Raw genomic sequence first — 24993 nt, 5'->3', positions numbered from 1 at the left:
TAAAGGAGATTGTCATGACCGTTACGATTGATTGGGAAAATCTCGGTTTTTCCTATATGAAACTACCTTATCGTTATATCGCTTATTTTAAAAATGGACAATGGACTCAAGGAGAATTAACAGAAGATGCAATCTTGCATATTTCAGAATCATCTCCAAGCCTTCACTATGGACAGCAAGCATTTGAAGGATTGAAAGCCTATCGTACAAAGGATGGCAGTATTCAACTCTTCCGTCCAGATGAAAATGCTAAACGTCTGCAACGTACCTGTGATCGTCTCTTGATGCCCCAAGTGCCAACAGAAATGTTTGTAGAGGCTTGTAAAGCAGTTGTTCGTGCTAATGAAGAATACGTACCACCTTACGGAACTGGTGGAACTCTTTATCTTCGTCCGCTCTTGATTGGTGTCGGAGACATCATCGGGGTAAAACCAGCCGAGGAGTATATTTTTACCATCTTTGCTATGCCAGTTGGAAATTACTTTAAGGGTGGATTGGTTCCAACAAACTTCTTGATTCAAGATGAGTATGATCGTGCTGCACCAAATGGAACAGGAGCTGCTAAGGTCGGTGGGAACTATGCCGCTAGTCTTTTGCCAGGGAAAATGGCTAAATCCCGTCATTTCTCAGATGTTATTTATCTAGACCCATCAACCCACACTAAGATTGAAGAAGTAGGTTCTGCGAACTTCTTTGGAATTACAGCTGATAATGAGTTTGTAACGCCATTGAGTCCATCAATTTTGCCATCGATTACCAAGTATTCATTACTGTACTTGGCAGAGCATCGTTTGGGCATGACACCAATTGAAGGAGACGTGCCGATTGATGACTTGGATCGATTTGTAGAAGCAGGGGCCTGTGGGACTGCTGCGGTAATTTCGCCAATTGGAGGAATCCAACACGGTGACGACTTCCATGTTTTCTACAGTGAGACAGAGGTTGGTCCAGTGACTCGTAAATTGTACGATGAATTGACAGGTATCCAATTTGGTGACATTGAAGCACCAGAAGGTTGGATTGTAAAAGTAGATTAAACATTATTAAAGGAGATCTTTATGAAAACGAAAAAGTGGATGTTAACAGCAGGAGTTGTCCTGAGTACAGCAGTTCTTCTTGTGGCTTGTGGTAAAGCTGATAAAGAAGCAGATGCACCTACAACCTTCTCTTATGTCTATGGAGTAGACCCATCATCTTTGGACTACAGTATTGCAACTCGTACTTCAACAACGGATATTATTGGTAACGTCGTTGATGGTTTGTTGGAAAACGATGAATATGGAAATTTGGTTCCTTCACTAGCAGAGGATTGGACTGTCTCACAAGACGGTTTGACCTATACTTATAAACTTCGTAAAGGAGTTAAATGGTACACGTCAGAAGGTGAAGAATACGCTGAAGTGACAGCGCATGACTTTGTTACTGGACTAAAACACGTAGCAGATGGTAAATCAGACGGTGTCACTCTTATTCAAAACTCCATTAAGGGCTTGAATGAATATATGACTGGTGAGACTAATGACTTCTCTACAGTTGGGGTTAAGGCATTGGATGACTACACAGTCCAGTATACTCTTAATGCACCTGAAAGTTTCTGGAATTCGAAAGTAACTTCAGCAACCATGTTGCCGGTAAACGAGGAATTCCTCAAAGCTTCAGGCAAGAACTACGGAGCAGTAAGTCCATCTGGTATTCTTTATAACGGTCCGTATATCCTGAAGACATTGACTTCAAAATCTTTAATCGAATACGAAAAGAACCCAAATTATTGGGATAAAGAGAAGGTTAAAATTGAGAAAGTCAAATTGACCTACTATGATGGTTCAGACCAAGAATCATTAATCCGTAGCTTCTCTTCAGGTGTTTATACAACAGCTCGTATCTTCCCAAGTAGCTCAAACTTTGCTTCTACATTGGAACAATACGGAGATAAAATCACATACAGTCCACAGGATTCAACTAGTTACTACTTTACCTTTAACGTAAACCGTCAATCTTACAATAAGACTGCGAAAACAAGTGAAGAACAGAAAACTTCTACAAAAGAAGCGATGTTGAACAAGGACTTCCGTCAAGCAATCAACTTTGCCTTCAACCGTCATTCTTATGCTGCACAGCTCAATGGTGAAGATGGTGCGGATAAGATTATTCGTAACAGCCTAGTTCCAGATAACTTTGTACAATCTGGCGGTAAAAACTTTGGTGACATCGCTCAAGCAGAATTGGTTAACTACGGCGACCAATGGAAAGGCGTTGAGCTTGTAGACGGAAAAGATACCATCTACAATCCTGATAAAGCCAAAGCTTCGTTTGAGAAAGCTAAGAAAGAATTGGAAGCAAAAGGTGTAACTTTCCCAATTCACTTGGATGTTCCAGTTGAGCAAACAGATACAATTGCCGTTCAACAAAGCAATTCCTTCAAACAATCAATCGAGTCAACTCTTGGTTCTGAAAATGTCGTGATTGATGTCCTTCAGATGACCGATAACGAAAAGGAAAGCATTACATCGCAAGCGCGTGTTCCAGCTCAAAAAGACTATGACTTGAACAGTACTGGATGGGCTCCAAGCTACCAAGACCCGGCAAGTTATCTTAATATCATGGATCCTAAGACTGGTTCTGCTATGAAACACCTTGGTATCACGAAAGGTAAAGACAAGGAAGTAGTAGCTCAACTTGGTCTGGACGAATATAAGAAACTCTTGGATGACGCAGTTTCTGAAACAAACGATTTGGACAAGAGATATGAAAAATATGCTAAAGCGCAAGCATGGCTCACTGATAGCTCTCTCTTGATGCCAACCGCTTCATCAGGTGGTTCGCCAGTTGTCAGCAACGTCGTTCCATTCTCTAAACCATACTCACAAGTAGGTATTAAGGGTGATCCATATATCTTCAAGGGAATGAAATTGCAAAAAGAAATTGTATCTGCTAAAGAATATCAAGCAGCTCTTGAAAAATGGCAAAAAGAAAAATTGGAATCAAACAGTAAATATCAAAAAGAACTAGAAAGTCATGTCAAATAAAACAGACTAGTATTTTTGGAATAAAGGGGCCTATATGGAATGGATTAAACTAATAGGGATAGTTATCATTGTGGTTGGTTTTATCTATAAATTAGATACCATCGCAACGGTAGTCTTAGCTAGTTTAGTTACAGCTCTAGTTTCTGGAGTTTCTCTTGTTGAGTTCTTGGAAATTTTAGGAAAAGAATTTAGCAATCAACGAGTTCTTACGATTTTTATGGTAACCTTGCCCTTGGTTGGTTTATCTGAAACTTTTGGCCTCAAGCAACGTTCAATTGACTTGATTCAAAAGATTAAAGGACTGACAGTAGGAAGTTTTTATACAATTTATTTCTTTTTTCGGGAACTCGACGGGTTCTTTGCCATTCGTCTAGGAGGGCAGCCTCAGTTTGTAAGGCCTCTGGTTCAACCCATGGGACAAGCAGCAGCAGAATCACAATTAGGTAGAAAATTAACGGAGCAGGAGAGCGAAGCGCTAAAAGCGCGTGCAGCAGCAAATGATAATTTTGCAAATTTCTTTGCTCAGAACACTTTCGTTGGTGCAGGTGGTGTCCTCTTAGTTGGGGGCACTCTGGACCAATTAGGTTACGAAAGTAATTATGCAGGGATCGCTTCGGCTTCTCTTATTGTTGCAGGAGTTGCCTTACTTGTGGTAGGGCTTTACAATTACTTATTTGATAGAAAATTGCTAGCAAATAAGCTTAGTAAAGGAAAAGAAGAATGACCAATCTAGCAAGACAGTTATTAGAGTTAACCTATATTGTGATTGGTTGTCAATTTCTTCACACGGCCTATTGTAGCTATAAAGATAAAACAAACCCAGTTCGATATGGAACAGCTGGGTTTTGGGCTTTGTTGGGCATCAGTTTTATGGGTGGTTCCTATCTACCTTCTATCTGTATCGGAATCATCGTAGTGCTATTAGCGCTATTAACTCTTTTTAAACAGGTCCGAATCGGAACCTTACCCTCTCTGGATGAAGTCAAGGCAAACTTTGAAGCTAAACGACTAAAGAATAAAATCTTTATTCCAGTCATGTTGATGGCACTGATCGCTTTAGTATTAGCAAAAGTAATTCCAGAATTTAGTAAGATTGCTATCAGCCTTGCAGCATTTTTTGCAACCATTTCTCTTTTATTGATTACTAAGAGTTCTCCTAAAAGCTTATTATCAGAAAACAATCGCATGGTTCAGCAAGTTTCAACTAGTGGGATTGTTCCCCAACTTTTAGGAGCTTTGGGGGCTATTTTTACTGTAGCTGGAGTTGGAGATTTAATGTCACATCTGATAAGTGGTTTTGTGCCTTCGGGGAGTCGGTTGATGGGTGTAGTGGCTTATGTGTTGGGAATGGTTCTATTTTCAATGATTATGGGAAATGCCTTTGCGGCCTTTACTGTCATTACTGCTGGAATTGGTGTTCCCTTTGTATTTTCCTTGGGAGCAGATCCAATCGTGGCGGGTGCTCTTGCTATGACAGCAGGTTGTTGTGGGACTCTATTAACCCCAATGGCTGCCAATTTCAATACTCTACCTGTAGCCCTTTTGGATATGAAAGATCCAAATGGCGTTATCAAAGCACAAGTAGGAGTAGCTATTGTCATGATTATCATACATGTATTTCTGATGTACTTTTTGGCATTTTAGTAAAGGAAATAAAATGAAAATATTAGTTACAGGATTTGATCCTTTTGGTGGTGAAAAGGTCAATCCAGCTCTAGAAGCAGTTAAATCACTACCTTCTATAATTCATGGCGCTGAGATACGCTGGGTAGAGATTCCAACAGTCTTTTATAAATCAGCAGAGGTTTTAGAAGCAGAAATAAATCGATACCAGCCAGATGTGGTGCTTTGTATCGGACAAGCAGGAGGAAGAGCGAGTTTAACTCCTGAGAGAGTTGCTATCAATCAAGATGATGCTAGAATTCCAGATAACCAAGGAAATCAACCGATTGACACTCCCATTCGCCTAGATGGAGAAGCTGCTTACTTTAGCACACTTCCTATCAAAGCAATGGTACAAGCCATAAAAGAAGAAGGGTTACCTGCTTCAGTATCCAATACAGCTGGAACCTTTGTTTGCAACCATTTGATGTATCAGGCTCTCTATTTAGCGGATAAGAAATTCCCTAATATGAGGGCAGGTTTTATGCATATTCCCTATATGACAGAACAAGTGGTAAATAAGCCTAATACTTCATCCATGTGCTTAAGAGATATTGTCCGAGGCATCGAAGCTGCTATTGGTGCTATCGTGGACCATAAAGATAAAGATTTGAAGTTGGTCGGAGGGACGACTCACTAACATTCAAAATTTGTGTTTAAAAATCCCTATGTTATATAGAAAACTCTTTATCGAGATTGGCTTGGTAGAGAGTTTTTTCTTGCTAGATTAGGGAATTTCTTGTAAAATAGAAAAAGTGAAAAGAGGTATGGTATGAGCAAAAAAGATAAAAAAATTGAGATTCAATTGTCAGATGCTAAAGTAGTAGTTGGAAAAGATAAGTACGATGGTTATACTTTAATGATTGGAAAAAAATTAATCGGTGAAATTGCCGAACTAGATGACCAATTTGCAATCATAAAGAATGGAAATGTCGATAGTTTTTACAAAAATCTTGAAAAAGCTGTGGAAATATTGATTGAGAACTATAATTTAGCAAAATAATGCTTGTTTTTTGCAAATTTTCATGATATAATAGTTTTCGTTGATTGTCGGAGAGATAGCGAAGAGGCTAAACGCGGCGGACTGTAAATCCGCTCCTTCGGGTTCGGGGGTTCGAATCCCTCTCTCTCCATATCATCAATGGGGTATAGCCAAGCGGTAAGGCAAGGGACTTTGACTCCCTCATGCGTTGGTTCGAATCCAGCTACCCCAGTTCTTAGGTAATAAATTCAAGATAAAAAGAAAAATATCTTAGGGTATTTTATTTTTATAATTGAAGGACGTTCGAGATGTTCATGTCGTTGCGGGTGCTTAGGAAAAAAATTATAAGTATGTCAAGTTAAAAAGACTTGATTGTTGGAGGATTTTTTAGATGAATGAATTTGAAGATTTGCTAAATAGCGTTAGCCAAGTTGAACCTGGTGATGTTGTTAGTGCTGAAGTATTGACAGTTGATGCTAATCAAGCTAACGTTGCAATCTCTGGAACTGGTGTTGAAGGTGTCTTGACTCTTCGCGAATTGACAAACGATCGCGATGCTGATATCAATGACTTTGTAAAAGTAGGTGAAGTATTTGATGTTCTTGTACTTCGTCAAGTAGTTGGTAAAGATACTGATACAGTAACATACCTTGTATCTAAAAAACGCCTTGAAGCTCGCAAAGCATGGGATAAACTTGTAGGACGCGAAGAAGAAGTTGTTACAGTTAAAGGAACTCGCGCTGTTAAAGGTGGACTTTCAGTAGAATTTGAAGGTTTGCGTGGATTTATCCCAGCTTCAATGTTGGATACTCGTTTCGTACGTAACACTGAGCGTTTTGTAGGTCAAGAATTTGAAGCTAAAATCAAAGAAGTTGACCCTAAAGAAAACCGCTTCATTCTTTCACGTCGTGAAGTTGTCGAAGCAGCTACTGCAGCAGCTCGTGCAGAAGTTTTCGGTAAATTGGCTGCTGGTGATGTAGTAACTGGTAAAGTTGCTCGTATCACAAGCTTCGGTGCTTTCATCGACCTTGGTGGTGTTGATGGATTGGTTCACTTGACTGAATTGTCACACGAACGTAACGTTTCACCAAAATCAGTTGTAACTGTTGGTGAAGAAGTAGAAGTGAAAATCCTTGACCTTAACGAAGAAGAAGGACGTGTATCACTTTCACTTAAAGCAACAACACCTGGACCATGGGATGGCGTTGAGCAAAAATTGGCTAAAGGTGACGTTGTAGAAGGTACAGTTAAACGTTTGACTGACTTCGGTGCATTTGTTGAAGTATTGCCAGGTATCGATGGACTTGTTCACGTATCACAAATTTCACACAAACGTATTGAAAATCCAAAAGAAGCTCTTACAGTTGGTCAAGAAGTTACTGTTAAAGTTCTTGATGTTAATGCTGATGCAGAACGTGTATCACTTTCTATCAAAGCTCTTGAAGAACGTCCAGCTCAAGAAGAAGGACAAAACGAAGAAAAACGTGCTCCACGTCCACGTCGTCCAAAACGTCAAGAAAAACGTGACTTTGAACTTCCTGAAACTCAAACAGGATTCTCAATGGCTGACTTGTTCGGAGACATCGAACTTTAATCAATCAGAACTAATTATAAATCCTTTGTTGTAAAACAAGGGATTTTTCTTTTTTCAACTAGTATTTTTTGATATAATGGATTTATGTTACATTCCGAAAAAGAATCAATTTACCAAATTGTAAATGAACAACTTTCTAGTCTTTTAGAAGGTGAGACCAATGTGTTGGCTAATCTATCAAATGCTAGTGCTCTCTTAAAAATGAACTTTCCTCGTACTGTCTTTGCAGGTTTCTATTTATATGACGGAAATGAGCTTATTTTGGGCCCATTTCAAGGTGGTGTTTCATGTGTTAGAATTGCGCTCGGAAAAGGAGTTTGTGGGGAATCAGCTGCTAGCCGTCAAACAGTCATTGTTGGAGATGTGAAGACTTACCCAAACTATATTTCTTGTGATAGTAGTGCTCGTAGCGAGATTGTACTTCCTATGGTAAAAGATGGGCAACTTCTGGGGGTATTGGATTTGGATTCATCTCAGGTAGATGATTATGATTACATAGATCAACAGTATTTAGAAGAGTTTGTGTCCATTCTACTAGATAAAACAGAATGGAAATTTTCAATGTTTGAGGAGAAAGCATAATGTATCAGGCGCTTTATCGAAAGTATAGAAGTCAAAATTTTTCACAGCTAGTGGGCCAGGAAGTTGTTGCTAGAACCCTTAAACAGGCTGTGGAACAGGATAAGATTAGTCATGCTTACTTATTTTCTGGGCCTCGTGGAACTGGTAAAACCAGTGTAGCCAAAATATTTGCTAAGGCTATGAATTGCCCTAATCAAGTAGGGGGAGAGCCTTGTAATAACTGTTATATCTGTCAAGCTGTAACGGATGGAAGTTTAGAAGACGTTATTGAAATGGATGCAGCTTCTAATAATGGGGTTGATGAAATTCGTGATATTCGTGATAAATCAACTTATGCTCCAAGTATAGCTCAGTATAAGGTTTATATCATTGACGAGGTTCATATGCTATCAACAGGTGCCTTTAATGCCCTTTTGAAAACACTGGAAGAACCAACTCCAAATGTTGTATTTATTTTGGCAACGACTGAGCTCCATAAAATTCCTGCAACGATTTTGTCTCGTGTTCAACGATTTGAGTTTAAGTCTATTAAGACTCAGGATATTCGAGATCATATCTTCCAGATTTTGGAAAAAGAAGGGATTGATTACGAAACAGAGGCTGTTGAAATTATTGCTCGACGGGCTGAAGGTGGAATGCGGGATGCCCTATCAATTCTTGATCAGGCATTAAGTTTAACCCAGGAAGCTACTTTGACAACTGCAGTCTCAGAAGAAATTACAGGGACCATTAGTTTAAGTGCCTTGGATAATTACGTAGCTGCTTTAGCTCGAAAGGATGTACCGGGCGCCTTGGAAAATCTTGATCTGATTTTTGAGAATGGAAAGAGCATGACACGATTTGTAGTTGATTTGCTGCAATATCTACGTGATATCTTAATTGTTCAAGCAGGCGGAGAAAATACACATCATAGTGATGCATTTGAGAGAAACTTAGCTCTTCCGCAGGATGTCTTGTTTGAGATGATTAGCCTTGCTACTAGAAGTCTATCTGACATTAAGTCTAGTCTACAACCTAAGATTTACGCCGAAATGATGACCATCCGTTTAGCAGAAATTGATTTTCAACCAGAACTTTCAGGTGAGGTAGCTGAAGAGTTGTCCTCTCTTCGAGAAGAAGTTGCACGATTGAAACAAGCTCTTGCCAATGTTGGTTCTAACCCTAAGCAAACTGTTTCTACATCAAGCCGTCCGACCAGCTCTAAGTCAATCTATCGTGTGGACCGAAATAAGGTGCAGTCTATTCTTCAAGAAGCAGTAGAAAATCCAGACTTGGCCCGACAAAACTTAATTCGTCTTCAGAATGCTTGGGGAGAAGTCATCGAAAGCTTATCTGGTCCAGATAAGGCACTCTTGGCTGGTTCTAAACCAGTTGCTGCTAATGAACGTCATGCGATTTTGGCTTTTGAATCGAATTTCAATGCTGGTCAAACCATGAAACGAGACAATCTTAACACCATGTTTGGTAATATTCTTAGTCGTGCCGCTGGATTTTCTCCAGAGATTCTTGCTATTTCTATGGAAGAATGGAAGGAAGTTCGAGCTGCATTTTCAAGCAGAGTTAAAGGTTCTCAAGAACAAGTCGTGAAGGAAGAGATTGAAGAGTCCATACTTCCTCAAGGATTTGAATTTTTAGCAGATAAAGTGACTATAGCAGAAGACTAAAAGGAATTGGTGGTAAAAGACTATGAACAGACAACAATTTATTATCATGGCCTTATTTACTGCTGCTGAGACTTATTTCTTTAATGAATCCATCATGGAGCAACGGTATATCGTGGCCTTGCTTTGGGCTATTTTGATCTTGAGAAATTTTCGCGTGAGTTATATCATGGGTAAAATTGTGAGCGCTATAGATGATCATTTTCAAGGGAAGAAGTAGCTCCTAGCTTCTAGACAAAATCAAAGCCTTTTAGGCTTTTTTTTGTTATACTATTAAGGTATATTTATTGACATTTTACTGTGTTTTTCTAGGGATTTAAAAAGGTTAAATTTCAGGTAAATACAGTAAAAAGGATGAAAAGAAAGGAACAATCATGTCAGTATTAGAGATCAAAGATCTTCACGTTGAAATTGAAGGAAAAGAAATTTTAAAAGGGGTCAATCTGACTCTTAAAACAGGAGAAATTGCAGCTATCATGGGACCAAATGGTACCGGTAAGTCTACTCTTTCAGCTGCTATTATGGGGAACCCAAACTATGAAGTCACTAAAGGTGAAGTCTTGTTTGACGGTGTAAACATCCTTGAATTGGAAGTGGATGAGCGTGCGCGTATGGGACTTTTCCTTGCCATGCAATATCCGTCAGAAATTCCTGGGATTACCAATGCTGAGTTTCTTCGTGCAGCTATGAATGCTGGTAAAGAAGATGATGAGAAGATTTCAGTTCGTGAATTTATCACTAAGTTAGACGAAAAAATGGAATTGCTCAACATGAAAGAAGAAATGGCAGAGCGTTACCTCAACGAAGGTTTCTCAGGTGGTGAGAAAAAACGTAACGAAATTCTTCAACTCTTGATGTTGGAACCAACTTTTGCCCTCTTAGATGAGATTGACTCAGGTCTTGACATTGATGCCCTTAAAGTTGTCTCTAAAGGTGTGAATGCTATGCGTGGTGAAGGTTTTGGTGCTATGATCATTACTCACTACCAACGTCTTTTGAACTATATCACACCAGATGTGGTACACGTTATGATGGAAGGTCGTGTTGTTCTTTCTGGTGGTCCAGAATTGGCTGCACGCTTGGAACGTGAAGGATACGCGAAACTAGCTGAAGAACTTGGCTATGACTACAAGGAAGAATTGTAATTCCCTCGTATCTTTTAGGAGAAGTAAATGACTAAAGAAACTATTAAACTTTTTTCAGAAATGCATGCTGAACCAAGCTGGTTGGCTGACCTCCGTCAAAAAGCCTTTGATAAGATTGAGAGTTTAGAATTACCAGTTATTGAGCGTGTTAAATTTCACCGTTGGAATCTGGGTGATGGAACTATTACAGAAAGTGAACCATCAGCAAATGTTCCTGACTTCACTGCTCTAGACAATCACTTGAAGTTGGTGCAGGTTGGAACTCAAACTGTTTTTGAACAAATTCCAGTTGAGTTGGCTGAACAAGGAGTTGTCTTTACAGACTTCCACTCAGCTCTAGAAGAAATTCCAGAACTCGTAGAAGAATTTTTCATGTCATCAGTTAAGTATGACGATGACAAATTGGCAGCCTATCATACAGCCTACTTTAATAGTGGTGCGGTTCTCTACATTCCTGATAATGTTGAGATTGCTGAGCCAATCGAAGGAATTTTCTACCAAGATAGTGATAGTGATGTACCATTTAACAAGCATATTCTTATCATTGCAGGTAAAAACTCTAAAATCAGCTACCTCGAACGTTTAGAATCACGCGGTGAGGGTAGTGCTAAGGCAACTGCCAATATCACAGTTGAAGTCATTGCACGTTCAGGTGCACAAGTGAAATTTGCTGCGATTGATCGTCTAGGTGAAAACGTCACTGCCTACATTAGCCGCCGTGGTAAACTAGGCAACGATGCAAGTATTGACTGGGCAATCGGTGTCATGAACGAAGGAAACGTTGTTGCTGACTTTGATAGTGACTTGCTTGGAAATGGTAGCCATGCAGACCTCAAGGTCATAGCTCTTTCAAGCGGTCGTCAGGTACAAGGGATTGACACTCGCGTAACAAACTACGGTTGCAACTCTATCGGTAATATCCTACAACATGGGGTTATTCTTGAAAAAGCAACCTTGACTTTCAATGGTATTGGCCACATCATCAAGGGTGCTAAGGGAGCAGATGCTCAGCAAGAAAGCCGTGTTCTCATGCTTTCAGACCAGGCTCGTTCAGATGCTAACCCAATTCTTTTGATTGATGAAAATGATGTCACTGCAGGACACGCGGCCTCTATTGGTCAAGTTGATCCAGAAGATATGTACTACCTTATGAGCCGTGGTTTAGATCAAGCAACTGCAGAACGCTTGGTTGTACGTGGATTCCTTGGATCAGTTATCGTTGAGATTCCAGTCAAGGAAGTTCGTGATGAAATGATTGCAACTATCGAAGAAAAATTGTCAAAACGCTAAGGGGAAGCCTATGTTAGATGTAGAAGTGATTCGCAAGGATTTTCCAATTTTAGACCAGAACGTCAATGATGAGCCTTTGGTCTATCTGGACAATGCTGCGACGACACAAAAACCATTAGCAGTTCTGGAAGCCATTAATCGCTACTATAAGCAGGATAATGCCAATGTCCACCGTGGTGTTCATACCTTGGCAGAGCGTGCGACTGCTTCCTACGAAGCTGCTCGTGAAACTATTCGTAAGTTCATCAACGCAGGTTCGACAAAGGAAGTACTCTTCACAAGAGGAACTACGACTAGTCTCAACTGGGTGGCACGTTTCGCTGAGGAAATTTTGACTGAAGATGACCAGGTCTTGATTTCAGTCATGGAACACCATTCCAATATTATTCCATGGCAGGAAGCTTGCCGAAAGACTGGGGCAGAGCTTGTTTATGTTTATCTCAAAGATGGAGCTCTGGATATGGATGACTTGCGTTCTAAATTGACTGACAAAGTTAAATTTGTTTCACTAGCTCACGCATCAAACGTTCTTGGAGTGGTTAATCCTATCAAAGAAATCACGCAAATGGCTCATGAAGTTGGAGCTATTATGGTGGTAGATGGTGCTCAGTCTACACCTCATATGAAGATTGATGTCCTAGACTTGGATGTAGACTTCTTTGCATTTTCAGGTCACAAGATGGCTGGTCCGACTGGTATTGGCGTCCTTTACGGTAAAGAAAAGTATCTGGAACAAATGTCACCAGTTGAATTTGGTGGCGAGATGATCGATTTTGTTTATGAACAATCTGCAAGTTGGAAGGAATTGCCTTGGAAATTTGAGGCTGGAACTCCCAATATGGCAGGTGCGATTGGACTTGCTGCTGCAGTAGATTATCTTGAAAATCTTGGGATGGATGCGATTGAAGCTCATGAACAGGAATTGATTGCATATGTTTTTCCAAAATTGCAGGAAATTGAAGGTTTAACCATTTACGGTTCGCAAGATTTGGCTCAGCGTTCAGGTGTTATTGCCTTTAACCTAGGTGACCTTCATCCTCACGACCTTGCGACAGCTCTGGATTATGAAGGAGTAGCGGTTCGTGCCGGTCACCATTGCGCTCAACCCTTGCTCCAGTATTTGGAAGTTCCAGCAACAGCTCGTGCAAGTTTCTATATCTATAATACCAAGGCGGATTGCGACAAACTGGTCGATGCCTTACAAAAGACAAAGGAGTTTTTCAATGGCACTTTCTAAACTAGATAGCCTTTATATGGCAGTGGTAGCGGATCATTCGAAAAATCCCCATCACCAAGGTAGGTTGGAAGATGCTGAACAAATCAGTCTTAACAATCCAACCTGTGGTGATGTCATTAATCTCTCTGTCAAGTTTGATGCAGATGATCGTTTGGAAGATATCGCTTTTCTAAACTCTGGTTGTACGATTTCAACTGCCTCTGCTAGTATGATGACAGATGCAGTCTTAGGAAAGACCAAGCAAGAACTCTTAGAGCTTGCAACCATCTTTTCTGAAATGGTTCAAGGTCAAAAGGATGAGCGTCAAGATCAACTTGGAGATGCAGCTTTCTTATCAGGAGTTGCTAAATTCCCTCAACGAATTAAATGCGCAACCCTAGCTTGGAATGCCCTTAAAAAAACAATTGAAGACCAAGAAAACAAATAAGACAAGCTTTCTTTGTCTTATAAATCACTAGAAATAAAGAATGAAAGAAAGGATATTATGGCTGAAGAAAGAGTAGAACCAAAACCAATTGATCTTGGTGAATATAAATTTGGTTTCCATGACGATGTAGAGCCTGTCCTATCGACAGGAAAAGGATTGAACGAAGCTGTCATTCGTGAGCTATCAGCTGCTAAGGGTGAACCTGAGTGGATGTTAGAATTCCGATTGAAATCTTACGAAACCTTTAAAAAAATGCCTATGCAAACTTGGGGAGCAGACTTGTCAGAGATTGATTTTGATGACTTGATTTACTACCAAAAACCATCTGATAAACCAGCTCGTTCATGGGATGATGTACCTGAAAAGATTAAGGAAACCTTTGAACGTATCGGGATTCCTGAAGCTGAGCGTGCTTATCTAGCTGGAGCTTCTGCCCAATATGAGTCAGAAGTGGTTTACCATAACATGAAGGAAGAATTTGAGAAGTTAGGAATTATCTTTACAGATACAGATTCTGCCCTCAAAGAGTACCCAGACTTGTTTAAACAATACTTTGCGAAGTTAGTACCTCCGACTGATAACAAGTTGGCTGCCCTCAACTCAGCAGTATGGTCAGGTGGAACCTTTATCTACGTACCAAAAGGCGTTAAAGTGGATATTCCACTTCAAACTTACTTCCGTATCAACAACGAAAATACTGGTCAGTTTGAACGTACCTTGATTATCGTTGATGAAGGAGCAAGCGTCCACTACGTAGAAGGATGTACAGCGCCGACTTATTCAAGCAACAGTTTGCATGCTGCCATTGTAGAAATCTTTGCTTTGGATGGAGCTTACATGCGTTATACAACCATCCAAAACTGGTCTGATAACGTCTATAACTTGGTAACAAAACGTGCTAAAGCTTTGAAAGATGCGACTGTTGAGTGGATTGATGGAAACCTAGGTGCCAAAACAACCATGAAGTACCCATCTGTTTATCTGGATGGAGAAGGAGCGCGTGGGACCATGTTGTCCATTGCCTTTGCCAATGCAGGGCAACACCAAGATACTGGTGCCAAGATGATCCACAATGCTCCACATACGAGCTCGTCTATTGTCTCTAAATCAATCGCTAAAGGCGGTGGTAAGGTAGACTACCGTGGACAAGTGACTTTCAACAAGAACTCTAAGAAATCTGTTTCTCATATCGAGTGTGATACCATTATCATGGATGACTTGTCTGCATCAGATACCATTCCGTTTAATGAAATCCACAACTCTCAAGTTGCACTTGAGCACGAAGCCAAGGTTTCTAAGATTTCTGAAGAACAACTCTATTATCTAATGAGCCGTGGCTTGTCAGAATCCGAGGCAACAGAGATGATTGTCATGGGATTTGTGGAGCCCTTCACCAAAGAACTTCCAATGGAGTACGCAGTTGAGCTTAACCGCTTGATCAGCTATGAAATGGAAGGATCAGTCGGATAATAAAATGAATAAAAACTGAGCAAATATTAAATTTGTTCAGTTTTTTAGATATAACTTTATAAATATTCACAAAATACATTATTTATGGTAAAATAAAACAATTATTGTTAGTGGAGATGAAGAATGAATATTTTTAGAACCAAGGACGTTAGTCTAGGTAAAACAGAAATGCATCGTCATTTGAAATTATGGGATTTAATTCTCTTGGGAATTGGTGCTATGGTGGGAACTGGTGTTTTTACCATTACAGGAACAGCTGCAGCAACACTGGCAGGGCCTGCTCTTGTGGTATCTATCGTGATTTCTGCGATTTGTGTGTCCTTATCTGCTCTCTTTTTTGCAGAATTTGCCTCTCGTGTTCCTGCAACGGGTGGAGCATATAGTTATTTATATTCAATTTTGGGTGAATTTCCAGCTTGGATAGCTGGTTGGTTAACCATTATGGAATTTATGACAGCAGTTTCAGGCGTTGCTTCTGGCTGGGCGGCCTATTTTAAAGGTTTGCTTAGCCATTATGGAATTACTCTGCCCCAAGCCCTAAATAGTACATTTAATCCTGAACAAGGAAGCTATATCGACCTCCTTCCAATTCTAGTTATCCTTCTCGTTACAGGTCTTGTATTGTTAAATTCGAAAACAGCTCTAAGATTTAATTCGATACTCGTAGTTTTAAAATTTTCTGCTCTTGCTTTATTTATCTTAGTTGGAATCTGGTACATTAAACCTGAAAATTGGTCAGACTTTGCACCTTTTGGGTTTGGTCAGATTTATGGTGGAAGCACTGGGATTATGGCAGGTGCTTCACTCATGTTCTTTGGATTTTTAGGGTTTGAGTCTATTTCTATGGCTGTTGATGAGATTCAAAACCCTCAGAAAAATATTCCTCGTGGAATAGTTTTATCATTGATAATCGTAACTATTTTGTATGCCTTGGTTACCTTATTATTGACAGGTCTTGTTCACTATAGCAAACTCAATGTTGATGATGCGGTAGCTTTTGCTCTTAGAAGTATTGGTTTAGATTGGGCAGCCAATTATGTTTCTCTTGTTGCTATTTTTACCTTGATTACAGTATGTATTTCTATGACATACGCTTTATCACGAATGATTTATAGTCTAGCTCGTGATGGGCTTTTACCTAAAACTTTTAAAGAAGTGACGAAGACAAGTCGGGTTCCTAAGAATGCTACCATCTTAACAGGAGTTGTTTCGGCAATGGCTGCAGGGATTTTCCCTTTGGCAAGTATTGCAGCCTTTCTCAATATCTGTACCTTAGCTTATCTGATTCTGTTAGCGTATGGAATTATCAAACTAAGAAAAGATAAAGGGTTGCCGAAAGAGGAAGAATTTAAAACACCTTTGGTACCGTTTTTACCAATTTTTTCTATTCTTATCTGTTTATCGTTTATGCTTCAATATACTCTTGAAACATGGTTAGCATTTGTGTTGGCCTTGGTAGTAGGAGTTATTATTTACTTTACTTATGGTTATAAAAACTCTAGGCTGTCAAATAATTAATAAAGAAAAAATCGCGAGTTATCGCGATTTTTTATAATTTTTCATTGACGAATCGGATGAAGCGATTCCACCAAACTTTTAAGAAGAAGGCTTTCTCTACATTTTTATCAGAAATCATTTCAAAGGTTGGTTTGTCAGTGGTGATATAACCTTGACCAACTAAGTCCTTGTCATCATAGGTCAGATGTCCAACGACTGTACCTGCTTCAAGTGGTGCAGTATGCTCAGTACTATCAGGTGTGTAAGTAACAGATGACTGTGCTCGACTACCGAGACGCTGAACAATTTTTATATCTTCTTTAGCAACTGCTGTAACCGTATCTTGCTTTCCGTCATAAACTGGAGATTTGCTATCTTGGTAGCTTTCTCCTTGATTGACGATTGTTTGAAGAGCGAAATTAGATGAGATATAATCTAGAAGAGCTGAAGTTGCTGTGAAACGAGCGTAGGGATTGGTATCTTGGTTGTCAGCGTTAAGGACAACTGTAATGATTCGCATTCCTTTTTCTACAGTTGTTCCGACAAAGGATGCTCCAGCTTTATCAGTCGTACCAGTTTTAAGACCATCAACACCACCACGATAGGCAGGTAATCCCTCTAACATATAGTTTGTAGAATGAATAGTCATCCCTGCAAAAGTAGAAGAAGGTTTCTTTGTGATTTCTAAAACCTGAGGATACTTGAGGATAAGATTACGAGCGACAACTGCAACATCATAGGCACTCATCTTGTTTTCGTCATCTTTCTTAGAGCCAGGATAGATATTATCTCCAAGAGTTTCATTATTTAGACCAGTTGAATTGACGAGGGTAGCATCTTGAATTCCCCATTCAAGAAGTTTGGCTTTCATCATATCGACAAAGTCTTTTTCAGATCCAGCAACCTTTTCTGCTAACGCGATAGCTGCACTATTGGCACTAGTTACCAATGTTGCTTCTAACAACTCTTCAACAGTATAGTTACGAGCTTCCATAGGAACGTTACTTGCCGCAGAATTGGTTGTCAACTGGTAGGGATAATCTGAAATTTCTACCGGAGTAGAAAGAGTGATTTTACCTTGTTCTAGAGCCTCATAGACCAAGTAAACAGTTAGCAACTTACTGATAGAGGCAATCTCTACAGGTTGAGTAGCATCTTTTTCATATAAAATCTTACCAGTATTAGCTTCAACAGCTATGGCGTGTTTTGCTGCGACATCAAAATCCTGAGCAAAAACAGTAGTAGCCGAACCAAATGAAATAAGTGTTAGTAATGTTAAAAATAATTTCTTCATAGTAATTGTATTCTATCATAAAGACAAAAAATATTCTTGTTTTTATAATGAAGGTTATCAATCTTTTTGGAAATATGGTAAAATAGGAAAAAGAGGAGGTGGCTTATGTTTCGGAGAAATAAATTGTTCTTCTGGACCACTGAGATATTATTAATTACCTTAATTTTCTACTTATGGAGAGAAATGGGTGCTATTATTACACCGTTTGTAAGTGTCGTAAATACAATCATGATTCCCTTTTTACTAGGTGGATTTCTATACTACTTAACAAATCCAATCGTCATCTTTTTAGAGAAGGAATGTCGCATTAATCGAATCATTGGGATTTTGTTAACCCTTTGTGTCCTCATTGGTTCTCTGGTGATAGGTGTAGTATATCTTTTACCGATTTTAATCAATCAGTTGAGTAGTTTGATTAATTCTAGCCAAGGTATTTATGGTAGACTCCAAGATTTAGTAATAGAATTATCAAAATATCCTGCTTTTCAAGAGCTAGATATTCAACAAACAATTCAACAATTAAATCTTTCTTACGTTGATATTTTACAAAATATCTTAAATAGTGTGACAAATAGTGTAGGAAGTGTTCTTTCAGCTCTAGTAAGCACTGTTTTAATTATTATTATGACACCAGTTTTCTTGATTTACTTCCTTCTAGATGGGCATAAATTTTTGCCGATGCTAGAAAGAACTATTTTAAAACGAGACAAACTGAATATATCTGGTTTAATTACAAACTTGAATGCGACTATTTCCCGTTATATTAGTGGTATATCAATTGACGCATTCATTATCGGGTGTTTGGCTTTTATCGGTTATAGTGTCATTGGTTTGAAATATGCATTGGTTTTTGCTATTTTCTCAGGTTTAGCAAATTTGATTCCTTATGTTGGACCGAGTATCGGATTAATACCGATGATTATATCAAATTTGTTTACGGATCCCCAAAAGATGATTATAGCTGTTATCTACATGTTGATTATCCAACAAGTAGACGGGAATATCCTCTATCCCCGTATTGTTGGTGGAGTCATGAAGGTTCATCCAATTACTATTCTCGTCCTCTTATTATTATCAAGTAATATCTACGGGGTCGTTGGTATGATTGTTGCTGTTCCTACCTATTCGATTCTAAAGGAAATATCCAAATTCCTAGTTCAACTTTATGAAAAACATAAAGAAGTACAAGAAGTAAAAGAAAAATAAGGATTTTTAAAAAAGAAACAGATTCATCTGTTTCTTTATTTTTTATCCATAGATTCAATACTTAGAGAAAGAATCAGAATAATTAACAAAAACTTTGTAAAACACTTGCAATTTAGCTAAAATTTGATAAAATAGTAAGGAAAGTTAGACTGTATTGCCTACTGTCTATCTATAAAATATATTTTATTGGAGGCTTTTACTCAAATGGCAAAAGAAAAATACGATCGTAGTAAACCACACGTTAACATTGGTACTATCGGACACGTTGACCACGGTAAAACTACCCTAACTGCAGCTATCACAACTGTTTTGGCACGTCGCTTGCCTTCAGCAGTTAACCAACCTAAAGACTATGCGTCTATCGATGCTGCTCCAGAAGAACGCGAACGCGGTATCACAATCAACACTGCGCACGTTGAGTATGAAACTGAAAAACGTCACTACGCTCACATCGACGCTCCAGGACACGCGGACTACGTTAAAAACATGATCACTGGTGCTGCTCAAATGGACGGAGCTATCCTTGTAGTAGCTTCAACTGACGGACCAATGCCACAAACTCGTGAGCACATCCTTCTTTCACGTCAGGTTGGTGTTAAACACTTGATCGTCTTCATGAACAAGATCGACTTGGTTGACGACGAAGAATTGCTTGAATTGGTTGAAATGGAAATCCGTGACCTTCTTTCAGAATACGACTTCCCAGGTGACGATCTTCCAGTTATCCAAGGTTCAGCTCTTAAAGCTCTTGAAGGTGACTCTAAATATGAAGACATCATCATGGAATTGATGAACACTGTTGATGAGTACATTCCAGAACCAGAACGTGACACTGACAAACCATTGCTTCTTCCAGTCGAAGACGTATTCTCAATCACTGGACGTGGTACAGTTGCTTCAGGACGTATCGACCGTGGTACTGTTCGTGTCAACGACGAAATCGAAATCGTTGGTATCAAAGAAGAAACTAAAAAAGCTGTTGTTACTGGTGTTGAAATGTTCCGTAAACAACTTGACGAAGGTCTTGCAGGAGATAACGTAGGTGTCCTTCTTCGTGGTGTTCAACGTGACGAAATCGAACGTGGACAAGTTATCGCTAAACCAGGTTCAATCAACCCACACACTAAATTCAAAGGTGAAGTTTACATCCTTACTAAAGAAGAAGGTGGACGTCACACTCCATTCTTCAACAACTACCGCCCACAATTCTACTTCCGTACTACTGACGTTACAGGTTCAATCGAACTTCCAGCAGGTACTGAAATGGTAATGCCAGGTGATAACGTGACAATCGACGTTGAGTTGATCCACCCAATCGCCGTAGAACAAGGTACTACATTCTCTATCCGTGAGGGTGGACGTACTGTTGGTTCAGGTATGGTTACAGAAATCGAAGCTTAATTCGATTTAGTTCCCAGAAGAACAATTATTTAAGTCAGACACTAAAAGAATCTTGCTTTGCAAGGTTCTTTTTTTCTAGTTATACAAAGACAAAATAAGACATTATGATAGTTGATTACGAATATAGAAACTTAATTAAATAAATATCTTATTTATTAACGAATGTATATCCTAGTTTTTCAGAATAAATTTTTATTAGGTTAAAAAGCTTTTCACAAATGCCTGTTTTTTTGATAGAATAGAAGGAAGAAAAAAAGAAATGAGTTCGTCATGTCAAAAGGATTTTTAGTCTCTTTAGAGGGACCAGAGGGAGCTGGAAAAACGAGTGTGCTTGAAGCTATCCTTCCTTTGTTAGAAGAAAAGAATATTGATTTTTTAACAACACGTGAGCCAGGTGGTGTTTTGATTGGTGAGAAGATTCGAGAAGTTATTTTAGATCCTAGTCATACTCAGATGGATCCAAAGACAGAGTTGCTTCTCTATATTGCAAGTCGTAGACAGCACCTAGTAGAGAAGGTCTTGCCAGCACTTGCAGCTGGAAAATTGGTCATCATGGATCGTTTTATCGATAGTTCAGTTGCTTATCAAGGCTTTGGTCGTGGTTTGGATATTGAAGCGATTGATTGGCTCAATCAATTTGCGACAGATGGTCTTAAGCCAGATTTGACACTTTATTTTGATATTGAAGTAGAAAAGGGGCTGGAACGAATCGCAGCAAACAGCAATCGTGAAGTCAATCGTTTAGATTTGGAAGGTTTAGACCTACATAGAAAAGTTCGTCAAGGCTATCTTTCCCTTCTTGAGAAAGAAGGTGAGCGTATTGTTAAAATCGATGCGAGCTTACCACTAAATCAAGTGGTTGAAAATACGAAACAAGTTTTGTTTGACAGAATGGGGCTGACAGAATGAATCAAGAGCAATTAAGAGCTTGTCAACCTCAACAATTTGAGTATTTTCTACGTATCTTGGAACAAAAACAGCTGAATCATGCCTATCTATTTTCGGGTTATTTTGGAAGTCTAGAGATGGCTTTATTCCTATCTAAGAGTTTATTTTGTACAGAAAAGCAGGGTGTCTTACCATGTGAGTCTTGTCGAAATTGTAAGCTGATTGAACAGGAAGAATTTCCCGATGTCACCATTATTCGTCCGATGAATCAAATCATTAAAACGGAACGAATCCGAGAATTAGTTGGTCAGTTTTCTCAATCAGGAATCGAAAATCAACGTCAGGTTTTTATCATTGAACAAGCAGAAAAAATGCATGTGAATGCTGCTAATTCACTACTAAAGGTCATTGAAGAACCGCAAAGTGAAACCTATATTTTTTTCTTAACCAATGATCAAGAGCAGATCTTGCCAACTATTCGAAGCCGGACACAAATTTTCCAATTTAAGAAACAAGTTGAAAGCCTTATGGATCAACTAGAACAAGCAGGATTGGTCAAAAACAAAGCAAGACTTTTGGCTGAATTTAGCCAATCGCCATCGGAAGCTGAAAAACTGACAAATCAAACAAGTTTTTGGAATTTGGTTGAAGAAAGTGAGCGTTTCTATAGCTGGTTGGAGTCTGGGAAAAAGGAATCCTACTTACAGGTTGCAAAATTAGCTAGTTTAGCAGATGACAAAGAAAAACAAGACCAAGTATTCAGAATTTTGGAAGTTTTAGCAGGTCAAGAGATTCAAAAAAATGCAGCTCGTACAATTTTGCAAAATCTCCTCGAAGCTAGAAGAATGTGGAAGGCAAATGTTTCCTTTCAAAATGCTTTAGAATTCTTAGTTTTACAATAAAATGAAAATAAATTAAAGAAAGGGCTGTCCATGAACAAGAAAGAATTATTTGATGCTTTAGATGATTTTTCTCAACAATTATTGGCAACCTTGGCAGATGTCGAAGCCATCAAAAAGAATCTCAAGAGTGTTGTAGAAGAGAATACAGCTCTTCGTTTAGAGAATGATAAACTAAGAGAGCGCTTGAGTGAGGAAGAAGAAACAACTCCAACAAAGACCAAACATGTCAGAGAAAATGTGAGCCGAATTTATGACGACGGATTTCATGTGTGTCGCGATTTTTACGGTCAACGTCGTGAACAAGATGCAGAATGTATGTTTTGTGATGAATTGTTGTTTAGGGAGTAAGCATGCAGATTCAAAAAAGTTTTAAAGGTCAGTCACCTTATGGTAAGTTATATCTTGTCGCAACTCCAATTGGAAATCTAGAGGATATGACCTTTCGTGCCATTCAGACTTTGAAAGAAGTGGACTGGATTGCTGCCGAGGACACTCGTAATACTGGTCTATTGCTTAAGCATTTCGATATTTCAACCAAACAAATTAGTTTTCATGAACATAATGCCAAGGAAAAGATTCCTGATTTGATTGATTCGTTGAAACAAGGACAAAATATCGCTCAGGTCTCGGATGCGGGTCTACCTAGCATTTCTGACCCGGGGCATGATTTGGTTAAGGCGGCCATTGAAGAAGATATAGCAGTTGTCACAGTTCCAGGTGCTAGCGCAGGAATTTCTGCCTTGATTGCCAGTGGTTTAGCTCCACAACCCCACATTTTTTTTGGATTCTTACCTCGAAAATCGGGACAACAAAAGCATTTTTTTCAATCAAAAAAAGATTATCCTGAGACTCAGATTTTCTATGAATCTCCACATCGTGTGGCTGATACCCTAGAAAATATGTTAGAGATCTACGGTGATCGTTCAGTTGTCTTAGTTCGAGAATTGACTAAGATTTTTGAAGAATATCAACGGGGGAAAATCTCAGAGTTATTGGAAAGTATCTCTGAAACACCGCTCAAGGGCGAGTGTCTTCTGATTGTAGAAGGTGCTAGTCTAGAAGTTGAAGATAAGGATGAAGAAGATTTATTCTCTGAAATCCAAGAGCGCATCCAAGAAGGTGTTAAGAAAAATCAAGCCATTAAGGAAGTCGCAAAAATTTATCAGTGGAACAAAAGCCAGCTCTACGCAGCTTATCATGAATGGGAAGAGAATCAATCGGATGACTAAACAGGGAAGTTTGCCTTCTTCCCTTTTTTTGTTATACTAGTAAAAGAAAAAATAGAAAGATTTGTGGGTGTCGAACAGTCTAGTGGCTTGTTTTGATATAAACTTAGGTTCCACCCAAAGAGGTATTAGTGTCATGTCTCAATCTTATATCAATGTTATCGGTGCTGGTTTAGCAGGTTCGGAAGCAGCCTACCAAATTGCAGAGCGTGGTATTCCGGTTAAACTCTATGAAATGCGTGGTGTCAAATCAACACCTCAGCATAAAACAGATAATTTTGCAGAATTAGTGTGTTCCAACTCATTACGAGGGGATGCTCTTACAAATGCTGTCGGGCTCCTCAAGGAAGAAATGCGTCGTCTTGGTTCTGTGATTTTAGAATCAGCAGAAGCAACACGGGTTCCTGCTGGTGGAGCACTTGCGGTTGATCGTGACGGATTTTCTCAAATGGTTACTGAAAAAATTGCCAATCACCCTTTAATTGAAGTGGTTCGTGATGAAATTACAGAATTGCCGACAGATGCTATTACAGTTGTTGCGACTGGTCCTTTGACGAGTGATGCCTTGGCCGAAAAGATTCATGCCCTCAATGGCGGAGACGGTTTTTATTTTTATGATGCTGCTGCTCCAATCGTAGATGTCAATACCATTGATATGAACAAGGTCTACCTTAAATCTCGTTATGATAAGGGGGAAGCAGCTTATCTCAATGCTCCAATGACCAAACAAGAGTTTATGGATTTCCATGAAGCTTTAGTTAATGCTGAAGAAGCCCCGCTTAATTCTTTTGAAAAAGAAAAGTACTTTGAAGGATGTATGCCAATCGAAGTCATGGCAAAGCGTGGAATCAAAACCATGCTCTATGGTCCAATGAAACCAGTTGGTCTGGAATATCCAGAAGACTATAAAGGTCCTCGTGATGGCGACTTTAAAACACCGTATGCAGTTGTTCAGCTTCGTCAGGACAATGCGGCTGGAAGTCTTTATAACATCGTTGGTTTCCAAACTCACCTTAAATGGGGAGAGCAGAAGCGTGTCTTCCAAATGATTCCAGGTCTTGAAAATGCTGAGTTTGTTCGCTATGGCGTCATGCATCGTAATTCCTATATGGATTCGCCAAATCTTCTTGAACAGACCTACCGTTCTAAGAAACAGCCAAATCTTTTCTTTGCTGGTCAGATGACTGGTGTAGAGGGCTACGTTGAGTCGGCTGCTTCCGGATTAGTTGCTGGAATCAACGCTGCTCGTCTCTTTAAAGGAGAGAGCCCATCTATTTTCCCAGAAACAACAGCTATCGGTAGTTTAGCTCATTATATCACCCATGCTGATAGCAAACACTTCCAACCCATGAATGTTAATTTTGGCATTATCAAGGAGTTAGAAGGAGAACGTATTCGTGATAAAAAGGCTCGTTATGAGAAAATTGCAGAACGTGCCTTGTCTGATTTAGAGAAATTTTTATCTGTCTAATTTTTTTGAAAGAATTGCTCATGATACTATAA

The 24993-nt window shown here is 39.2% G+C and carries 24 protein-coding genes and 2 tRNA genes; 25 read left to right on the top strand and 1 reads right to left on the bottom strand.

All coding sequences use genetic code 11. The annotated features are described in order from the left end of the window. The first annotated feature begins 14 nt into the window (after positions 1-14). The 18 genes from AC3E9F_RS05970 to AC3E9F_RS05885 all read left to right on the top strand — a co-directional run bounded on the left by AC3E9F_RS05970 (position 15) and on the right by AC3E9F_RS05885 (position 16594). A complete protein-coding gene (locus tag AC3E9F_RS05970; protein ID WP_263393457.1) occupies positions 15-1037 on the top strand; it encodes a branched-chain amino acid aminotransferase in 1023 nt (340 codons plus the stop codon). A 21-nt stretch (positions 1038-1058) separates the two neighbouring features. Then, a complete protein-coding gene (locus AC3E9F_RS05965; protein WP_004253218.1) occupies positions 1059-3026 on the top strand; it encodes a peptide ABC transporter substrate-binding protein in 1968 nt (655 codons plus the stop codon). A 34-nt stretch (positions 3027-3060) separates the two neighbouring features. Continuing rightward, a complete protein-coding gene (locus tag AC3E9F_RS05960) occupies positions 3061-3750 on the top strand; it encodes a DUF969 domain-containing protein (protein ID WP_263393458.1) in 690 nt (229 codons plus the stop codon). Then, a complete protein-coding gene (locus AC3E9F_RS05955; RefSeq protein ID WP_263393459.1) occupies positions 3747-4670 on the top strand; it encodes a DUF979 domain-containing protein in 924 nt (307 codons plus the stop codon). The genes AC3E9F_RS05960 and AC3E9F_RS05955 overlap by 4 nt, the downstream gene beginning before the upstream one ends. A 13-nt stretch (positions 4671-4683) precedes the next feature. After that, positions 4684-5328, top strand: coding sequence for a pyroglutamyl-peptidase I (gene pcp, locus AC3E9F_RS05950; RefSeq protein WP_490672927.1), 645 nt, complete (start codon positions 4684-4686; stop codon positions 5326-5328). 132 nt (positions 5329-5460) lie between these two features. After that, a complete protein-coding gene (locus AC3E9F_RS05945; protein WP_006148690.1) occupies positions 5461-5691 on the top strand; it encodes a DUF2969 domain-containing protein in 231 nt (76 codons plus the stop codon). Positions 5692-5740: 49 nt separating this feature from the next. Further along, a tRNA-Tyr gene (locus tag AC3E9F_RS05940) sits at positions 5741-5821 on the top strand. Between the two features lie 9 nt (positions 5822-5830). Next, a tRNA-Gln gene (locus AC3E9F_RS05935) sits at positions 5831-5902 on the top strand. Between the two features lie 159 nt (positions 5903-6061). Next, positions 6062-7264 (top strand): 30S ribosomal protein S1, encoded by a 1203-nt coding sequence (gene rpsA, locus AC3E9F_RS05930; RefSeq protein ID WP_004253232.1) that lies wholly within the window; start codon positions 6062-6064, stop codon positions 7262-7264. 84 nt (positions 7265-7348) lie between these two features. Then, complete coding sequence (locus AC3E9F_RS05925; protein WP_490672926.1) at positions 7349-7846, top strand: GAF domain-containing protein; 498 nt, start codon at positions 7349-7351, stop codon at positions 7844-7846. Continuing rightward, a complete protein-coding gene (dnaX, locus tag AC3E9F_RS05920; RefSeq protein ID WP_490672925.1) occupies positions 7846-9510 on the top strand; it encodes a DNA polymerase III subunit gamma/tau in 1665 nt (554 codons plus the stop codon). Before AC3E9F_RS05925 ends, dnaX begins: the two co-directional genes overlap by 1 nt. A gap of 22 nt (positions 9511-9532) precedes the next feature. Continuing rightward, on the top strand, positions 9533-9727 hold the full coding sequence (locus tag AC3E9F_RS05915; protein ID WP_004253242.1) for a DUF3272 family protein: 195 nt from the start codon (positions 9533-9535) through the stop codon (positions 9725-9727). A 154-nt stretch (positions 9728-9881) separates the two neighbouring features. After that, on the top strand, positions 9882-10652 hold the full coding sequence (gene sufC / locus AC3E9F_RS05910) for a Fe-S cluster assembly ATPase SufC (protein ID WP_000114489.1): 771 nt from the start codon (positions 9882-9884) through the stop codon (positions 10650-10652). A gap of 27 nt (positions 10653-10679) precedes the next feature. Continuing rightward, positions 10680-11942 (top strand): Fe-S cluster assembly protein SufD, encoded by a 1263-nt coding sequence (gene sufD / locus AC3E9F_RS05905; RefSeq protein ID WP_490672924.1) that lies wholly within the window; start codon positions 10680-10682, stop codon positions 11940-11942. Between the two features lie 10 nt (positions 11943-11952). Next, on the top strand, positions 11953-13179 hold the full coding sequence (locus AC3E9F_RS05900) for a cysteine desulfurase (RefSeq protein ID WP_490672923.1): 1227 nt from the start codon (positions 11953-11955) through the stop codon (positions 13177-13179). Beyond that, positions 13166-13606 (top strand): Fe-S cluster assembly sulfur transfer protein SufU, encoded by a 441-nt coding sequence (sufU, locus tag AC3E9F_RS05895; RefSeq protein WP_254729829.1) that lies wholly within the window; start codon positions 13166-13168, stop codon positions 13604-13606. Before AC3E9F_RS05900 ends, sufU begins: the two co-directional genes overlap by 14 nt. A gap of 57 nt (positions 13607-13663) precedes the next feature. Continuing rightward, entirely contained in the window at positions 13664-15076 is a 1413-nt protein-coding gene (gene sufB / locus AC3E9F_RS05890; protein ID WP_263393464.1) for a Fe-S cluster assembly protein SufB, read from the top strand. 123 nt (positions 15077-15199) lie between these two features. Continuing rightward, positions 15200-16594, top strand: coding sequence for an APC family permease (locus AC3E9F_RS05885; RefSeq protein ID WP_490672922.1), 1395 nt, complete (start codon positions 15200-15202; stop codon positions 16592-16594). A 31-nt stretch (positions 16595-16625) separates the two neighbouring features. Here the strand turns inward: AC3E9F_RS05885 and pbp3 are convergent, their stop codons facing one another. Next, positions 16626-17867 carry a D-alanyl-D-alanine carboxypeptidase PBP3 gene (gene pbp3, locus AC3E9F_RS05880; RefSeq protein ID WP_490672921.1) on the bottom strand — a complete coding sequence of 414 codons (1242 nt, stop codon included), beginning with the start codon at positions 17865-17867 and terminating at the stop codon, positions 16626-16628. Positions 17868-17972: 105 nt separating this feature from the next. Here pbp3 and AC3E9F_RS05875 point away from each other — a divergent pair, with 105 nt between their 5' ends. From AC3E9F_RS05875 to trmFO, 7 genes are all read left to right on the top strand, one after another. Next, positions 17973-19073, top strand: coding sequence for an AI-2E family transporter (locus tag AC3E9F_RS05875; RefSeq protein ID WP_263393467.1), 1101 nt, complete (start codon positions 17973-17975; stop codon positions 19071-19073). 204 nt (positions 19074-19277) lie between these two features. Continuing rightward, a complete protein-coding gene (gene tuf / locus AC3E9F_RS05870) occupies positions 19278-20474 on the top strand; it encodes an elongation factor Tu (protein WP_001040718.1) in 1197 nt (398 codons plus the stop codon). A 270-nt stretch (positions 20475-20744) separates the two neighbouring features. Continuing rightward, the gene (gene tmk, locus AC3E9F_RS05865; RefSeq protein ID WP_263393468.1) at positions 20745-21383 is read left to right on the top strand and encodes a dTMP kinase; all 639 of its coding nucleotides are present in this window, start codon (positions 20745-20747) and stop codon (positions 21381-21383) included. Further along, positions 21380-22264 (top strand): DNA polymerase III subunit delta', encoded by an 885-nt coding sequence (locus AC3E9F_RS05860; protein WP_263393469.1) that lies wholly within the window; start codon positions 21380-21382, stop codon positions 22262-22264. The genes tmk and AC3E9F_RS05860 overlap by 4 nt, the downstream gene beginning before the upstream one ends. A gap of 30 nt (positions 22265-22294) precedes the next feature. Further along, complete coding sequence (gene yabA / locus AC3E9F_RS05855; protein WP_214261784.1) at positions 22295-22612, top strand: DNA replication initiation control protein YabA; 318 nt, start codon at positions 22295-22297, stop codon at positions 22610-22612. Between the two features lie 2 nt (positions 22613-22614). Then, entirely contained in the window at positions 22615-23493 is an 879-nt protein-coding gene (gene rsmI, locus AC3E9F_RS05850) for a 16S rRNA (cytidine(1402)-2'-O)-methyltransferase (RefSeq protein ID WP_263393470.1), read from the top strand. A gap of 133 nt (positions 23494-23626) precedes the next feature. Next, a complete protein-coding gene (gene trmFO / locus AC3E9F_RS05845) occupies positions 23627-24961 on the top strand; it encodes a methylenetetrahydrofolate--tRNA-(uracil(54)-C(5))-methyltransferase (FADH(2)-oxidizing) TrmFO (RefSeq protein ID WP_263393471.1) in 1335 nt (444 codons plus the stop codon). Positions 24962-24993 lie beyond the last annotated feature (32 nt).

It is taken from the genome of Streptococcus sp. SCPM-O-B-15277 (M60), assembly GCF_058200335.1.
Note: the sequence above shows the minus strand (reverse complement) of the source record. Positions and strands in the feature narration are given on the sequence as shown.